Raw genomic sequence first — 15,870 nt, forward strand, 5'->3', positions numbered from 1 at the left:
TTTTTTGGTGTGGGGGGGGGCCCACCCCCCCCCCCCGAAACCAGAAAAGAGCTCAGACATGCCGCTCAATCCGGGCTAGGAAACCTGCATCATACTTCCGATCCAATCCTATACCATCAAAGACATCTTATCTAAATTACTAAAAATAACTCACATGATAAGAATCATCAAGATCAATCTTAGTCTTAACCATTACCCTCAATCCGGCTTATAAAACTGATACTCCCCATTCTCATAAAATGCATGAATATGCTGTAAACCATTTGTTAAAACAATTTCTTTTGCTCCAATAATCGAGTTGTATCTCGCAGTTTGTTCAAATGTTTTTTCGGTTAATTTAATTTGAGGAGCCTTACATTCAATTAAAATTTTAGGCTCTGTCTTTTCAGTAATTAAAAGATCAATTCTTTTCGTTAAACCATTTAAAACGATCTTTTTTTCCGTAATCAAAGCAGAAACAGAGTAATACTTTACCGAAAGATAATAATGGATCCAGTGTTGGCGCACCCATTCTTCAGGAGTGAGCAAAAGGTAAGTTTTACGAACCAGATCATAAATAAAAAACTTATCTTTGTCTTTCTTGAATTTAAAATCAAAAGTTTCCTGAAAATTCAGTTTTGGAAGTTCCATTTATTAAGATGAAAGAATTAGATTTAATCCTCAAAAATATTAAAAATAAAGAAGTTCTGCCGATTTATTTTTTTCATGGAGAAGAACCTTACTTTATAGATCTTGCCGTAAAAGCATTTGAGCACGACTTTCTGGAGGAAGATGAAAAAGCATTCAACCAGACTGTGGTGTACGGAAAAGATACCTCTTACCAGGAAATTCTTTCCCTGGCGAGACAGTTTCCGATGATGGGCGATAAGCAGGTAATTATTGTAAAGGAAGCGCAGGATTTAAAATTCAATGAAGAAGAAAACAGAGTTCTGGAAGCGTATGTGAGCAATCCTGTTCCTTCTACCGTGCTGGTTTTTGCGCATAAACATAAAAAATTAGACAGCCGTAAAAAAGCCACCAAAGCCCTTGATAAAGCCAATGCATTAATCCTGAGCGAATCGGTAAAGGAAAACAACCTTCCGAAATGGATCTCTGATGAATGCATCAGGCTGAACATCAAAACAGCCCCGAACATTTCTCATCTCCTTGCCGAATATCTTGGAAACGACCTTTCCAGGATCGCCAATGAGCTGAATAAATTAAAGATCATCCTGAAACCCGGAGAAATTTTGGATGGCAAAATAGTGGAAGATCACATTGGGATCAGTAAAGAATACAATGTTTTTGAACTGCAGAAGGCTTTAGGAACAAAAAATGCCAATGCAGCATTTAAAATTGCTCATTTCATGGGAAAAAATCCGAAGAATAATCCTTTCGTAATGATGCTGGCAAGCCTGTACAACTACTTTTCAAACGTCATTATTTACAATACGATGGCCGGTCAGCCGCCACAGGTTATCGCTGCACAAATGGGCGTGAATCCTTACTTTATTAAAGATTACGCAGAATCGGCAAGGTTGTATCCTCTGAAACATGCAACGCGGGTCATTTCTATTTTAAGGGAATTTGATATGAAGGGAAAAGGTCTTGGAGCGGTGAATATGAGCGAAGCAGAACTGATCAAGGAGCTGGTTTATAAAATCATCAACGTCGATAAAATTAAGATGAAAGTGTGATTTGATCGATTGTTAGTTGTTGTTGGTTGATTGATCTAATTTTACCATCAACTGACAACCAACATCCAACAACTAATATCGAAATTCAACATATCAGATATTGACAACTATCATTAAAATAACTTTAAATAAATATTAAAAATTACGAACTTAGCGCACGTAAATTTTTAATTCTTTTTGAAAAGCAAATTATGGAACAAAACATTTTAGATTGTGTGATCGTTGGATCCGGACCTTCAGGCTTTACCGCAGCAATTTATGCCGCAAGAGCAGATTTGAAACCAGAATTATACACAGGTCTGGAGCCGGGCGGGCAATTAACCACAACTACGGAGGTTGATAACTTTCCGGGGTATCCGGCGGGAATTACAGGTCCTGAAATGATGATGGATTTGCAAAAGCAGGCGGAAAGATTCGACACCAAAGTGCATTACGAAATGATCACTAAAGTTGAATTTTCTAAAGAAGCGGGAGGCGTTCACAAATTATATGCAGGCAATAAAGAGATTTTTGCCAGAACGGTAATTATTTCAACCGGAGCAACAGCAAAATATCTTGGACTGGATGATGAAAAGAAATACGCCGGTGGAGGCGTTTCCGCATGTGCAACCTGCGACGGATTTTTCTATAAAGGCAAAGATGTAGTGGTAGTTGGAGCAGGAGACACAGCGGCGGAAGAAGCTACTTATCTTGCGAAACTTTGTAAAAAAGTAACCATGCTGGTGAGAAAAGATGTTTTCAGAGCATCCAAAGCAATGATTCACAGGGTGCAGAATACCCCGAATATTGAAGTGAAATTCCATCATGAGCTTATTGCCATTGAAGGTGAAAATAATTTAGTGGAAAGAGCCGTGGTCATCAATAATGAGACTCAGGAAACTTCTACTATTGATGTAGACGGAATTTTTATCGCCATCGGTCACAAACCGAATACGGATATTTTCGCAGGGCAGATTGATCTGGATGAAAACGGATATATTGTAACCGAAAAAGGATCTGCGAGAACCAATCTTCCGGGAGTTTTTGCAGCAGGGGATGTTCAGGATCATATCTACAGACAAGCAATAACAGCAGCCGGAAGCGGATGTATGGCCGCTATGGATGCCGAAAAGTATCTTGCAGAATTACATTAAGAGTTCAACTTAAATAACATTTTAAACGTACTTTTTCAAGTGCGTTTTTTTATTTCTGAGCATTGAAGAGATTTTGAAGGATTTCACTTTAAAAATGAAAAATAATTTATCTGATTTATAGAAGATTATTAAGTTTTGTTAAAATTTCTTTCTGAAATATTTTGGCAGTACATAAAAACATTCTATATTTGCACCACTGAAAACGACGATACAATCGGAGTTGAGGGAGAGTTGGCAGAGTGGTCGATTGCGGCAGTCTTGAAAACTGTTGACTGTAACAGGTCCGGGGGTTCGAATCCCTCACTCTCCGCCAGGTTAGAAACCAAATAAACAAAACGCTGTAAACATCAATGCTTACAGCGTTTTTTATTTTGAATAATAAGATTCTTTTAATTGGTATTTCTTTTTTTATAATTTGTAAGATATAAACCCTTTTCAGAATTCTTTGAAAAATTATTGCTGAATTCCCAGAAGTAACGGGCATTTTTTCTTGCCTGTTCATTGGTGAAGTGTTCATACTCAATTCTGTAAATTGAACTGAACAAACGGGAACGCCCGACTCCGTGATGACAATGGATCAAAACAGGATAGTTTTTAGGATCATCCATTATTTTTAAAAATTTCTTCACAGTACTGTCCTGGGGAACCTGATCAGTTGGAAGGTTGAAATAATGAACCTCTGCAATCTTTTCCGCAGCAGCAGCTTCCGTATTCACCTGCTTTTTTGTTTCGGGATTGAGCTCTGTTTGCTCTGCACCGTCCCGTAAATCGATAATGGTTTTGATATGGTAATCGCTGATAATACCATGAAGTTTATCCAGCGGAATAACTCCGGAATTATAAACTTTATTTTCCGAGATTGTTACCAGATTATACCGGATTTTTTTCTGGTAAAAAGCAAAAGCTAAACCAAGGAACATTATTATAATCACAGAAATAATGGCAATTTTCATTTTTTTAGATGTGAAAACATTGTGCATAGGCTTGAAATTGTGAAATAAATTATGGCTGCTAAGATACTATCTTAGATTTAAATATCCGGTTTTACTTATTTTAGAAAATATTCAAACTTTTATGAGCTTAAAAACGTTAAAATGGAAAACTTTAAAACCACCATAACTTTCCACACAGAAAATTTTATCGAAAAGTATCATAATTATACACTGTTTCTACATTTTTACTATCTGTGGTACACTTTTAGCCCCCATTCACGCTTGTCTTTTTCTCTATTTTTGTATTTTCGTGACTGAAACTAATAAGGAACAATGAAGGACCCGGTACCACCTTTAAACTTTGAGCAGCTTGCTTACATATTTTCTTTACTCAATACTGCTACTGCTGTGCATGTTGGCGAAGACGCAAGGATTGAATTTGCAAACCAGGCCATGTTAGCTATTTGGGGCCGGGGTACGGAAGTCATCGGGAAGAGCCTGGAAGAAGCATTGCCTGAACTTTCTGGGCAGCCTTTTATTGAAATGTTTGCAAAAGTTTGGCGCGAAGGGATAACGATTTCGGGAAAAGATACTCCTGCAGATATATTGGTAGACGGAGTAATAAGTACCTATTACTTTGATTTTGAATACCGTGCCGTGAAAGATGAAAATGGCCAGGTCATAGCAATTTTGCATACGGCTACTGATGTCACTGAACGCTATCTGAACAGACGCGAGCTGGAAGAAGCCAGCCAGAATAAACAGCTGCTCATCCGTGAACAATCTTTAAACGAACAGCTTGCGGCAGCAAATGAGGAATTAAGCGCAGTTAATGAAGAGCTCGAAGCAAGCAGGGAAGAGCTTTCCCGTATAAATGCCGAGCTTGAACAGATAGTAGAAGACAGGGTAAAGGCTTTGGTGGAAAGTGAAGAGCGCTTCAGGTCAATGGCCGACAATACTGATATTCTCATCGCTGTACGCAACGAAGCTAATAAGTTGATTTATTTTAATAAAGCCTGGTCAAGGCTTAGTGGGCGAACTGCAGATCAACTGCTTGATAAAGGATGGTATGATCTGATTCATCCGCTGGACAAACAAAATTTTTTAAACATTCATCAGCAGGCATTTGTACAAAGAATTTCTTACAGTGCGGAGATGAGATTACTCGGTTCCGACGGATCGTATCACTGGCTGCTGAAAAAAGGAACACCAAGGTTTCTTTCTGACGGAAAATTTGCAGGATACATAAGTTCCTGTGTAGATATTACCCAGATGAAACTGGGCGAGCAGCAGCTGCAGGATATGAATGAAGAGTTAGCAGCTTCCAATGAAGAATTTGCTGCGCTTAATGAAGAACTTGCAACAACCAATGAAGAATTGGCAGAATCTAATGAAGAGCTATTGCTCAGTGAGGTGCGCTTTCGAAATCTCATCAGGCAGGCACCAATTGCCATATGTGTAATTCGGGCAGAAGATCTCATGGTTATTGAAGTGAACGATGGATATCTGGAATTGGTAGGAAGATCCAGGGAACAGCTAGAAATGCGGAGCATCTGGGAAGGAGTGGCAGAAGCTGCTGAAGTATATGGTCCGATTATGCAAAAGGTGATCGAAACCGGGACCGCATTTCACGGATTAGAACACGAGCTGATATTGAATAGAAACGGTGTAGATCAAATCATGTTTATCGATTTTGTGTATGAACCTGTCAAAGATTTAAAAGGAATGGTTACCTCCGTTATGGTCGTAGGCAATGATGTGACTGATAAAGTATTGGCGAGAAGGCAGATTGAAGATATTGAGGAAAGAAATCGTCTTGCTGTTGAAGCTTCGGAAATCGGAACATATGAGTTCAGATATGCGGAACAATCCGTAATAGGCTCCAGGCGTTTTGATGAAATTTTTGGCGTGACAAGCCCTGTTTCAAGAGCAGAGGTACTTACCAGCTTCCATCCTTTGGATGCCCATCTTAGCGATGAGGCTCATGCTGTTGCCAGGAAAACCGGAAAACTTTTCTATGAAGCCCGTATTGTTCTTCCCAACAACGATGTAAAGTGGCTTCGGTTACAGGGAAATGTTCATTATGATAAAGAAGGGAATGCGAAAAAATTACTTGGTACCGTGATGGATATTACAGCTTTAAAGCAGATTCAGCAACAGAAAGACGATTTCATCTCGATTGCCAGCCATGAGCTTAAAACTCCGCTTACCAGCCTGAAAGCTTCCTTACAGCTTCTTGATAGAATGAAGGTACATCCTACAGCTCTGCTGCCAAAATTAATTGAGCAGTCTAATAAAAGCATGGAAAAGATCTCCGAACTTGTGGAAGAGCTGCTGAACGTAACCAGGATCAATGAAGGCAAGGTTATGTTAAACAAAAAGAAATTTAATTTCGCCCATATGGTAGATGAGTGTTGTTCTCATGTCATCCATTTGGGAACGCATGAGCTGGTGGTAGAAGGTGAAAAAAATCTTGAGATTGTAGCAGATGAAAACAGAATCCAGCAGGTTGTCATCAACTTCATCAATAATGCCATTAAATATGCACCTAAAAGCAGGCAGATATTCCTGACCATTGAAAAAGAAACTCAGTCGGTGAAAGTTTCGGTAAGGGATGAAGGTCCGGGAATACCGGCTGAAAAGCTTCCTTATCTTTTTGAACGGTATTACCGAGTGGATCCTAATGGCATTCAGGCTTCCGGCCTTGGATTAGGATTATATATAAGCGCGGATATCATCGAACGTCATGGCGGGAAAATTGGCGTTGAAAGTGAAGAGGGCATAGGAAGTACGTTCTGGTTTACTATCCCTGACGATTTTTAATTAAAAATAATAAACTCAGAATTTTTAGAAAAACTAAAATATTTGCTCTGAACCTGCATTCGCTGATTGATATGAATAAAATTGATAAAGTCAATATAAAGTGATTTGTATCAATGCATTTTTTTCATTATTTTGTAAAAAAAGCAACTATGAAAAAAACTATTCAAATTCTAATCATGTTTTCCTTTCATTTGATTTTAGCACAAGTTGGCATTAATACAACTTCTCCCACGGCAACTCTTGATGTTAACGGAAATATCAGGGTAAGGCAGGCGAAAAATCTTGCAGGATTAAATTCTGCCAAAGACTCTATTTTGGTAATTGATAATTCAGGCTTCTTCAATAGAGTAAGTGCAGATATGGTTTTATCACAGGCAGGCACAGGTTTAATCGGAGTCGTAACAGACGGAACTGTTGCCGGTAATGGTAAAACAGGCACTCCTCTTAAAATTGCACAAAACGGTGCCGTCAGAATTGCAGCAACCGGCAATGTAGGAATAAGAACTAATTCTCCCCAAACCTCTTTACAGGTTAACGGCGGAGTTTCAATAACTTCTATTACAGTTAATTTAACCGCAGACAATCAACTTATTACAGTAGGGGATGCAAGCCATATAAAGCTTAATTCAAACAACACCACTGCAGCAAACAGAACTTTTACAATCAGTAATGGTTTAGCAGACGGTCAGATTGTTACAATTTATACAATTGCTGGTGCCGCTCAGTTGGCAGATACCGGCAATGTTAATATAGCCGGGACATTTAATATAGGTCTTGAAGATGTTATTCAGCTGATATGGACAGGCAGTAAATGGCTCCAAATTTCAAGATCAAACAATTAGCATATCGCAACTTAATAGTAAAGCGGTCTCACAGAGTTCCTATGTTTAAAATCGAAAAGAATTAAATTTATGTTTAATGAAGTTTATCAGCAATTCTTAAATCTTTATAATATGCTTGTATAACTTTAAAATTTTCTTTATTTTTCGTCGTGTAACCTGTTTTTGGGCGGCCTGCATAATTGTTTTCAGGCAAATATCTTTTGAAGTGCCATATAGGTTTGCATATTCTTCTGCTATGATTTCAATAATTTCGGGAGTATTAGTCAGCCTGGCAAAATTGTTAAGTCTTTTAGTGAGATCAATAGAATCATAAAAATTCATTCTGTTAAGATCTACCAGGTAAATTGAATAGCTATTGTCTTCCCTTCGGATCAGGAAATTGTTAGGTGAATTATCAAGAAACTGAATTCCGTCATTATGCAGACGAAACATCAGCCGTGTGTATTCTTTAATTATTTTTTCGCGGTCGGCAAAAGAATGATCATAAAGAACACGGTCGAGTGTCCACACATCCTGTAATTGTTCACTAACGTAATAGCTGGATGTAAGCCCGATAAAATCGTGGTTTTCTATGTAAGCAACAGGTCGGGGCGTGTGGTAATTCTTGCTGATAAGCATATGTGCATATTCAAATGAACGGTGTGCCTTAGATTTACGGTAAAATTTATAAACGTGCCTGTTGATAATATTATGCTGTTTGAAGGATTTAAAATTGAGATGCATTCCGTTGACATCAAAAACCTTAATCACATTTCGGGAACCATTACCAATTAATGTCCCTTCGCTTTTAAATTTTTTTAAAGTTGATAGAATATCATCTTTATACTGAGATAAACCTTCTGCAATAATCAGTTTCATATCATATATTTTTAATTTGGGCCATTCTATCCAAGTGTTTTGCGTAGCAAATTCATAATCTCTTGGTTCGGCGTATGATTTGTATTCACAGAAAAACTTTTGGGATTATAAGGTTTGTAGAGATTTTCATCAGTTACCATAAATAATCCCACTGTTGGCACTCCACTTGCGCTGGCAAGATGCATTACCCCGTTATCTGCTGCGATAAATACGGCCGTGTTCGCCATAAAACCTCCCATTTCCCTGATATCTTTACTGTAAAAATGCGGGATGGCAAAATTGAGTTTAGAAATATTTTCAACCGGTAAAAGTTCTACAATATTATAATCGGGAAATGTTTCTTTCAATATATTATAAAAATCAGACCACCATTGCTCGGAGTAGCATTTGTCTCCTGTAGCATTGGTAAACAGGCAAATTGTTGGCCTGTCGTTCTGTGTGATGGAAAAAAGTTTCTTTTTTCCGGCTTCTATTTCCCCGGCATCCAGTTTAATATCAAGAAAAGGAATATCATTTTTATTTTCTGGAATACCCAGTTCCGATAAAAAATGTCTTAAATCATAAATGCTTTGTTTTGCAGAATGCTGATAATCATTAAATTCCTGTACATATTTTTCATCAAACTCTCCAAACATTTTGTATCTGGAGTTCGCCGCTAATGTTGAGATCCTTCCCGATGAAGACCCAAAATTGGCATTAATCACCAGGTCGTATTTTTTTGTCCTCAATGAAACCCAGCCCTTCAGATACTTAAAAATATTGCTGAACGGTTTTTTCGGAAGCTGGATGATTTTATCAATATGAGTGTAATTTTTATAAATGATAGGAGTAATTTGTCCTTTAACAAAAAGATCGATTTTGCTGTCGGGGAATGTATTGATTACTTCTTGTACCAGTGGGCTTAAAAGCAGCAGGTTTCCAAGACGGTGGTTGGGCCTGGTAATAAGAATTCTTTTTATTTTAATATCGTTTTTTTCAGATTTTTTTAAACCGGATTTCCCAATATTTTTCGTTAGATTTCTCATTAATGATCTTCTAACTTTGTTAATTCCCTTTGGTATTTTCATGAAAAAAATAGTATTTAAAATAGTGCACAATTTACTCATAAATAATCAGGTATTTTAAGGTCAACTTTATATTTCGATAGTAATTGTCTATAAATATAATAGATGATTTTAGTAAAAATCTTTCTATTTCAAATTATTAAAAAGAATCTATGATGATGTAAAAATTGATTGACAGGTAAGGGCAGGATGCTCCCGATGCTCAAAAATTCTATTTTTATTTTCGTTTATTAGTGTTATTAAAATCGATTATGAAATTTCAGACTTTATCAAAATATATCCTCGCCGTTTCCCTTATCTTTTCTTTTTCAGGGTTAAAATGCCAGGATAAATTTCCCGACGGGACAGCTATTCCGAAATGGTTTAAGGAAAACAAGCCTACTGACATCAATAAATTAGGCAAAAAATACATCATTACTGAAAACGGAATGAAAAATGATAGTGCCCTTCTTCAGACCAAAAAGCTTCAGGAAATTATTGATATGGCAGCGAAAAACGGTGGTGGAGTAATTATAGTTCCAAAAGGAACTTTCCTTATCAGTTCAGTGTTTTTTAAACAGGGCACACATTTATATTTAGAGAATGGTGCAAAATTAAAAGGAAGCGATGACATCAACGATTTTCCGGTATTAACAACCAGGATGGAAGGCCAGACCGTAAAATATTTTCCTGCTTTAATCAATGCAGACGGATTGGATGGCTTCACCATCTCCGGAAAAGGTACACTCGACGGTAACGGACTGAGATTCTGGAAATCATTCTGGAAAAGACGAGAATGGAATCCTAAATGCACCAATATGGATGAAATGAGGCCAAGAATTATTTATGTTTCCAATTCAAAAAATATTCAGATTGAGGGAATCACCGTGAAAAATTCACCTTTCTGGAGTACCCATTACTATAAATCTCATTTTGTTAAATTATTAAACCTTACCATTTTAGCCCCGAAAGAACCTGTAAAAGCACCAAGTTCAGATGCGGTGGATATTGATGCCTGCACCAATTTCCTGATAAAAAACTGCTATATGTCCGTTAATGACGATGCTATCGCTTTAAAAGGCGGAAAAGGCCCGAAAGCGGATTTAGATGGAAACAATGGCGAGAACAGAAATATTCTGATTGAAGACAATACCTTCGGGTTCTGCCATTCGGTTCTTACCTGTGGAAGCGAATCGATCCACAATTACAACGTACTGCTGCGAAACGCTGTGGTGAAAGATCCCTCAAGATTACTGCACTTAAAAATGCGTCCCGATACGCCTCAGCATTACGAATATATAACGGTTGAAAATATTAAAGGAAATGTGAAAACTTTCCTGTATGTAAAAGGATGGAACCAGTTTTTTGATTTAAAAGGCGAAGAAAGACCGAGAGCAGGATTAGCCAATAATATTATTTTAAAAAATATCGACATTACCTGTGAAACAGCTTTTTCTATTGAAAAATCAGATTTGTATCAATTGAAAGATTTTACTTTTGAAAATTTAAAAATTAAAGCTTTAAAACCTGAAATGCAAAACTTAGATAACATTAAAAATCTAAAGCAAACCAAAGTCAACGTAACGAAAGTCACTTCTCTCGCACACTCTTACGACAAAAAAGACGACTCCGATATTGCCGCCAGATAATGAATTTTACTACCAAAATATTTGCGTTTCTATGTGTCTGTTCACAGCTTCTGTTTTCTCAGTCAAAGGAAATTCAATTCTTAACTGGGAAAGACGTTGAGCAAACCAAAGAATGGGATTTTTGGATAAATTCAGGTAGGAAATCCGGAAGCTGGAGCAAAATTCAGGTGCCTTCACATTGGGAACAGCAGGGTTTCGGCTCCTACAATTACGGCAGAGATTATGTGACGTATGGCAGAAATTTTAAATTTCACGACGAAACAGGTGTATATAAACACAAATTCACCATTCCCCATTCCTGGAAAAGAAAAACCATCAACATCGTTTTTGAAGGTTCAATGACCGATACCGAAGTGAAAATCAATGGGAAATTAGCAGGGGAAATTCATCAGGGTGCTTTTTATGAATTTAAATATGATATTTCGGATAAAATTCAGTTCGGAAAAGAAAATATTCTCGAAGTTAAAGTCTCCAAAATGTCGGCCGATAAATCCGTCAACAACGCAGAACGTCTCGCAGATTACTGGATTTTAGGCGGAATTTTCCGTCCGGTCTACGTAGAAGCCAATCCGAAAGAACATATTCCCTGGACTGCCATTGACGCCAAAGCGGACGGTACTTTCCGTTCAAATATTTATGTAAAAGGAATTCATTCTGCCAACAATATAATAGTGGAATTATTCAATGCTGAAAACATTTTGGTAGCGAAATCTCAGCTTCAGATTCAAAAAGAAGATACTGTAAAACAGATTCAGTTTTCGATTAAAAATCCAAAGCTCTGGACTGCCGAAACACCGAATTTATATAAAGCAAAATTTACTTTAAATAAAAATAAAAAGACAATCAGTCAAACCGAGGAAAAATTCGGTTTCAGAACCATAGAAGTCCGAAAAGGCGACGGCATTTTCATCAACGGGAGCAAGGTCAAAATGAAAGGCATCAACCGTCACGTCTGGTGGCCGGAAACGGGTAGGGCAATCACGGGAAACATCGATTTAATGGATGTTCAGCTCATCAAAGAAATGAATATGAATGCCGTTCGCTGTTCGCATTATCCGCCGAATACATCATTTTTGAAGATGTGCGATTCGTTGGGTTTATATGTACTGGATGAATTGGCGGGATGGCAGAAAAAATACAGTACGGAAATTGGAAAAAAGCTGGTGAAAGAAATGGTGGCGAGAGACACCAATCATCCGTCAATTATTTTCTGGAGCAACGGAAATGAAGGCGGACATAATTTTGATCTGGATGCAGAATTTGCAAAATACGACTTGTCAAATCGGTCTGTCATTCACGCTCATCATAAACCGGGAAACGCTTTCAATGGCATAGATTGCAATCATTATGAAGATTATTACAGCACCAAAAAAATATTAGAAGACGAAAATATTTATATGCCTACCGAATTTTTACACGCTCAGGATGACGGTGGCGGCGGAACTTCTTTAGCCGATTACTGGGAACTTCACTGGAATTCCAAAAAAGGAGCAGGCGGCTTTCTGTGGGCATTTGTGGATGAAGGATTGGCACGAACAGATTTCAACAATCAGATCGATGTGAATGCCATCAACGCACCCGACGGAATTTTAGGCCCGCATCGTGAAAAAGAAGGAAGCTTTTATGCCATCCGTGAAATTTATAGTCCGGTGAAAATTGATCTGAAAACGTTACCCAATAATTTTAACGGAACCATTCCTGTGGAAAACCGTTATCATTTTACGAACTTAAAAGATTGTAGGTTTGAATGGAAATTAATCAATTTCAAAACACCATTCTCCTCTGAATCCGGATTTGATATTGTTAAAACTGGAAAAGCAGAATCTCCGGATATTCAACCGACACAAAAAGGGAAAATCAATTTAAACATTCCTGCAAACTGGAAAGAACATGAAGGTTTGTTGTTAACGGCAACCGATTCTTCCGGAAAAGAAATCTACACATGGGCATGGAAATTGAAACCGAATGATGAAATTTCAAAACAGTTTTCTAAATCCTTAACTAAAATAAATCCGGTTTCCGTCGTTGAAAATGATTCATTATTCATTTTAAAATCAGACGAAAAAGAATTTGCCATCGGGAAAATAGACGGATTGTTAAAATCTGTTATCGTTGATAAAAGAGGTAAAAAGATGACCTTTAAAAACGGGCCGGTTTTCGTGAACGGAAAAATGGAACTATCCTCAATAAAATCTTTTGGAGAAGAACAAAACCAACTCATTGAAGCAAAGTATAAAAACGGAAATAAAATCATCTGGAAACTGAATTCAAACGGGGTGTTGGAATTGAATTATGAATATTCGCTTTCCGGAGATTTTCAGTTTTCAGGCGTAAGTTTTGATTACCCGGAGAATTATGTAATTAATGCAAAATGGCTCGGAAAAGGACCGTATCACGTTTGGAAAAACCGTTTGCACGGACAGACTTATAACGTCTGGCAGAATTTAAAAAATTCAACAAGAACCGGCCAGTCACCATGGATGTACCCTGAATTTAAAGGTTATTTTGATGATGTTTCGTGGCTGCAACTCGATACAGCAGAAGGAAAAATAACGGTCGGAACCAAACAAGAAAAAATGTTTGTGAGGCTTTTCGATTTTTATGGAATTTACGGAGCAAAAGGTTATCCGGAGTTGCCGATTGGAAATATTTCTTTCCTTGATGCAATTCCGCCATTGGGAACTGTCCTGGCGTTTAACATTAACGATAAAACCGAATCTATAGGCCCGGAAAGCGAACCAAATCATCTGAACGGAACTTTTAAAAGGACTTTGTATTTCTATTTCGGGTTGCCGGATTTAGGCGATGAAAATAAGCAGTTTACCATGCCGAAAGAAAATATTTTAACAGATTAAGTATGAAAAAATTGATATATTTTCTAATGCTTTTTATCGGTTCGCTGATGTTTTCTCAACAGACGGCTTTCAAATTTGATTTTGGCGGAAACAGAGTCGAAAAAGGATTTATTCCCATCACTTCAACTTCAAAATTTAATAAAAATATCGGGTATGGATTTATGGATATTTCAGATCTACAATATATTGATAACAATGGAAGTGCGTTAACGGGAGATTTTATCACCAGTAAAAAACCGTTCTATTTTTCAGTGGCAATTCCTGAAGGAAACTATGATATCATTCTGAATTTAGGAAATACAAAAGGTGTTTCACAAACAACAGTCCGAGTGGAAAACCGCCGCCTTATGCTGAATCATATGAAAACAAAACAAGGTGAAGTCGTTGAAAAAACAATCACCGTTCACGTAAAAGACAGCATCATCCGAAACCAAAAAGGAGAAAAAATCGGAATGGTGAAATTAAAACCAAGAGAAAGAAAATATCTGCATTGGGATAATCTGCTGACGATTGAATTTAACGACAAATCCCCGAAAGTTTGTTCGGTAATTATTCAGCCCAACAAAACGGCAAAAACGATTTATCTTACAGGAGATTCCACGGTTGTGGATGCACAATATGAACCGTGGGCTTCGTGGGGACAAATGCTGCCGTATTTTTTTGTCCCGAAAGAAGTCGTAATTGCAAATTACGCAGAAAGTGGAGAAACCTTAAAAGCCTTTGAAGACCGTCACCGGATTGATAAAATCTGGAATCTGATAAAACCGGGAGATTGTTTGTTCATCCAGTTTGGGCACAACGACCAAAAGTACGGAAACAGTGAAAAATCGGGTTACAAAAAACGTCTGAAAGAATGGATTCAGAAAGCGAAACAATTAGGTGCAACTCCTGTTTTAATCACTTCAATGAACCGCAGAGTTTTTGATGAAAATAATAAAATCATCAATACATTGGATGATTTTCCTGATGCAATGAGGGAAATTGCCAAAGAAGAAAAAGTGAATTTGATTGATTTAAATACTTTGAGCAAAACCCTGTTTGAAGCGATGGGACCGGAATTGTCTAAGAAAGCATTTGTGTATTATCCCGCAAACACTTACCCGAACCAACCGAATGATTTGGCAGACGACACCCATTTTAATCCTTACGGAGCTTACGAATTGGCAAATTGTGTTGTAAAGTCAATCGTTGACCAAAACTTGCCACTAAAAAAATATATTTCGGAAAATTATAAAAATTTTAACCCCAATAAACCCGATGATGCCAAAAAATTCCACTGGCCAGAATCCATTTTTATGGAATCTTTAAAACCGGATGGAAATTGATATTTAACTATAACTCGCTCCGTAGGAGCAAAATCTGTGTAACACATATACGATAGAAATAAAGAACCCCGTAGGAGTTCAATTTTAAAAACTAATAAATTGATTTTAAAATAGGTGTAAAGAGAAATAACTCGCTCCGTAAGAGCGAAATATGTGTAGAACAATGCATTATATAAAAAACAGAACTCCGTAGGAGTTCAATCTGATTGATCTTGAAATTATAAGAATCATTAAGAAGAGATATAAAATCTAAATTCCTTAAAGCCGGATGGAAAATTGATTTTATACTTAGAAGTTGTTTAAACTTTTAATTTTTTGATTAGTTTAAGAGAAAACGCCAAAAAGTGCATATTCTTCCAGGTAATATCCAGTGTTTCAAATCTTATCAGCAAAGCCTTGAAGCCGTCTAACCATGCATTTGCCTGCTCTATTTTAAATCTGTTTTCGTACAGCTTTTCATCAAAATAATGATCATTATCTACTGTTTTTCCATTCCGGGGATTGGTTTTGATGTTGCCTGTTATTTCCTCCATTTCTAATTTCTGTCTTAAACTTTCACTGTCAAATCCCGAATCTGCATTCAAAAAAAGACCCTTATGAGAAATTTCCGCTTCCGACAAAATTTCAATAATCTCGCCCATAACATCTTCTATTTCATATAAATCGTGATGATTTCCGCTTCTGGGATTTCCCATCGAAAGCATTTGACCACGATTGTCGCAAAGAAAAATCAT

At 37.2% G+C, this 15,870-nt stretch carries 12 protein-coding genes and 1 tRNA gene; 8 read left to right on the forward strand and 5 right to left on the reverse strand.

Annotated features, from left to right (window positions below; genetic code table 11):
• Positions 1-198: 198 nt before the first annotated feature.
• Positions 199-630 (reverse strand): type I restriction enzyme HsdR N-terminal domain-containing protein, encoded by a 432-nt coding sequence (locus tag SOP96_RS03545; RefSeq protein WP_326319815.1) that lies wholly within the window; start codon positions 628-630, stop codon positions 199-201.
• Between the two features lie 8 nt (positions 631-638).
• On the opposite strand from SOP96_RS03545, the gene holA reads away from it, so the two are divergent.
• From holA to SOP96_RS03560, 3 genes are all read left to right on the forward strand, one after another.
• The gene (holA, locus tag SOP96_RS03550) at positions 639-1,676 is read left to right on the forward strand and encodes a DNA polymerase III subunit delta (RefSeq protein ID WP_326319816.1); all 1,038 of its coding nucleotides are present in this window, start codon (positions 639-641) and stop codon (positions 1,674-1,676) included.
• A 191-nt stretch (positions 1,677-1,867) separates the two neighbouring features.
• On the forward strand, positions 1,868-2,809 hold the full coding sequence (gene trxB / locus SOP96_RS03555) for a thioredoxin-disulfide reductase (protein WP_326319817.1): 942 nt from the start codon (positions 1,868-1,870) through the stop codon (positions 2,807-2,809).
• 225 nt (positions 2,810-3,034) lie between these two features.
• Positions 3,035-3,122 (forward strand) — tRNA-Ser (locus SOP96_RS03560).
• Positions 3,123-3,198: 76 nt separating this feature from the next.
• On the opposite strand, the gene SOP96_RS03565 is transcribed toward SOP96_RS03560, so the two are convergent.
• Entirely contained in the window at positions 3,199-3,762 is a 564-nt protein-coding gene (locus tag SOP96_RS03565; RefSeq protein WP_326319818.1) for a dual specificity protein phosphatase family protein, read from the reverse strand.
• 312 nt (positions 3,763-4,074) lie between these two features.
• On the opposite strand from SOP96_RS03565, the gene SOP96_RS03570 reads away from it, so the two are divergent.
• Both SOP96_RS03570 and SOP96_RS03575 read left to right on the forward strand, forming a co-directional pair.
• The gene (locus SOP96_RS03570; RefSeq protein WP_326319819.1) at positions 4,075-6,564 is read left to right on the forward strand and encodes a PAS domain S-box protein; all 2,490 of its coding nucleotides are present in this window, start codon (positions 4,075-4,077) and stop codon (positions 6,562-6,564) included.
• Positions 6,565-6,713: 149 nt separating this feature from the next.
• Positions 6,714-7,406: a hypothetical protein gene (locus SOP96_RS03575; RefSeq protein ID WP_326319820.1), complete on the forward strand. Its 693-nt coding sequence runs from the start codon at positions 6,714-6,716 to the stop codon at positions 7,404-7,406.
• Positions 7,407-7,502: 96 nt separating this feature from the next.
• Here SOP96_RS03575 and SOP96_RS03580 read toward each other — a convergent pair whose 3' ends face one another.
• Together SOP96_RS03580 and SOP96_RS03585 are read right to left on the reverse strand one after the other, a co-directional pair.
• Positions 7,503-8,264 (reverse strand): lipopolysaccharide kinase InaA family protein, encoded by a 762-nt coding sequence (locus SOP96_RS03580; RefSeq protein WP_326319821.1) that lies wholly within the window; start codon positions 8,262-8,264, stop codon positions 7,503-7,505.
• Positions 8,265-8,290: 26 nt separating this feature from the next.
• Positions 8,291-9,331, reverse strand: coding sequence for a glycosyltransferase family 9 protein (locus tag SOP96_RS03585; RefSeq protein WP_326319822.1), 1,041 nt, complete (start codon positions 9,329-9,331; stop codon positions 8,291-8,293).
• 248 nt (positions 9,332-9,579) lie between these two features.
• Here SOP96_RS03585 and SOP96_RS03590 point away from each other — a divergent pair, with 248 nt between their 5' ends.
• The 3 genes from SOP96_RS03590 to SOP96_RS03600 are packed head-to-tail and all read left to right on the forward strand — an operon-like array spanning position 9,580 to position 15,136.
• Positions 9,580-10,956, forward strand: a complete 1,377-nt coding sequence (locus SOP96_RS03590) for a rhamnogalacturonidase (protein WP_326319823.1) — start codon at positions 9,580-9,582, stop codon at positions 10,954-10,956.
• A complete protein-coding gene (locus tag SOP96_RS03595) occupies positions 10,956-13,811 on the forward strand; it encodes a glycoside hydrolase family 2 protein (protein ID WP_326319824.1) in 2,856 nt (951 codons plus the stop codon). The genes SOP96_RS03590 and SOP96_RS03595 overlap by 1 nt, the downstream gene beginning before the upstream one ends.
• A gap of 2 nt (positions 13,812-13,813) precedes the next feature.
• Positions 13,814-15,136 carry a rhamnogalacturonan acetylesterase gene (locus SOP96_RS03600; protein WP_326319825.1) on the forward strand — a complete coding sequence of 441 codons (1,323 nt, stop codon included), beginning with the start codon at positions 13,814-13,816 and terminating at the stop codon, positions 15,134-15,136.
• Between the two features lie 299 nt (positions 15,137-15,435).
• Here the strand turns inward: SOP96_RS03600 and SOP96_RS03605 are convergent.
• Positions 15,436-15,870, reverse strand: a 435-nt coding sequence (locus SOP96_RS03605) for a transposase (protein WP_326319826.1), incomplete at its 5' end; no start/stop codon positions are given.

The organism is Chryseobacterium salviniae, from assembly GCF_035819015.1.
GTDB classification, from domain to species: Bacteria; Bacteroidota; Bacteroidia; order Flavobacteriales; family Weeksellaceae; genus Chryseobacterium; species Chryseobacterium salviniae.

Excerpts from the sequence above, each read along its gene's own strand:
- SOP96_RS03545 (WP_326319815.1), bottom strand. The coding sequence starts at position 630 with ATGGAACTTCCAAAACTGAATTTTCAGGAAACTTTTGATTTTAAATTC.
- holA (WP_326319816.1), top strand. The coding sequence starts at position 639 with ATGAAAGAATTAGATTTAATCCTCAAAAATATTAAAAATAAAGAAGTT.
- trxB (WP_326319817.1), top strand. The coding sequence starts at position 1,868 with ATGGAACAAAACATTTTAGATTGTGTGATCGTTGGATCCGGACCTTCA.
- SOP96_RS03565 (WP_326319818.1), bottom strand. The coding sequence starts at position 3,762 with ATGAAAATTGCCATTATTTCTGTGATTATAATAATGTTCCTTGGTTTA.
- SOP96_RS03570 (WP_326319819.1), top strand. The coding sequence starts at position 4,075 with ATGAAGGACCCGGTACCACCTTTAAACTTTGAGCAGCTTGCTTACATA.
- SOP96_RS03575 (WP_326319820.1), top strand. The coding sequence starts at position 6,714 with ATGAAAAAAACTATTCAAATTCTAATCATGTTTTCCTTTCATTTGATT.
- SOP96_RS03580 (WP_326319821.1), bottom strand. The coding sequence starts at position 8,264 with ATGAAACTGATTATTGCAGAAGGTTTATCTCAGTATAAAGATGATATT.
- SOP96_RS03585 (WP_326319822.1), bottom strand. The coding sequence starts at position 9,331 with ATGAAAATACCAAAGGGAATTAACAAAGTTAGAAGATCATTAATGAGA.
- SOP96_RS03590 (WP_326319823.1), top strand. The coding sequence starts at position 9,580 with ATGAAATTTCAGACTTTATCAAAATATATCCTCGCCGTTTCCCTTATC.
- SOP96_RS03595 (WP_326319824.1), top strand. The coding sequence starts at position 10,956 with ATGAATTTTACTACCAAAATATTTGCGTTTCTATGTGTCTGTTCACAG.
- SOP96_RS03600 (WP_326319825.1), top strand. The coding sequence starts at position 13,814 with ATGAAAAAATTGATATATTTTCTAATGCTTTTTATCGGTTCGCTGATG.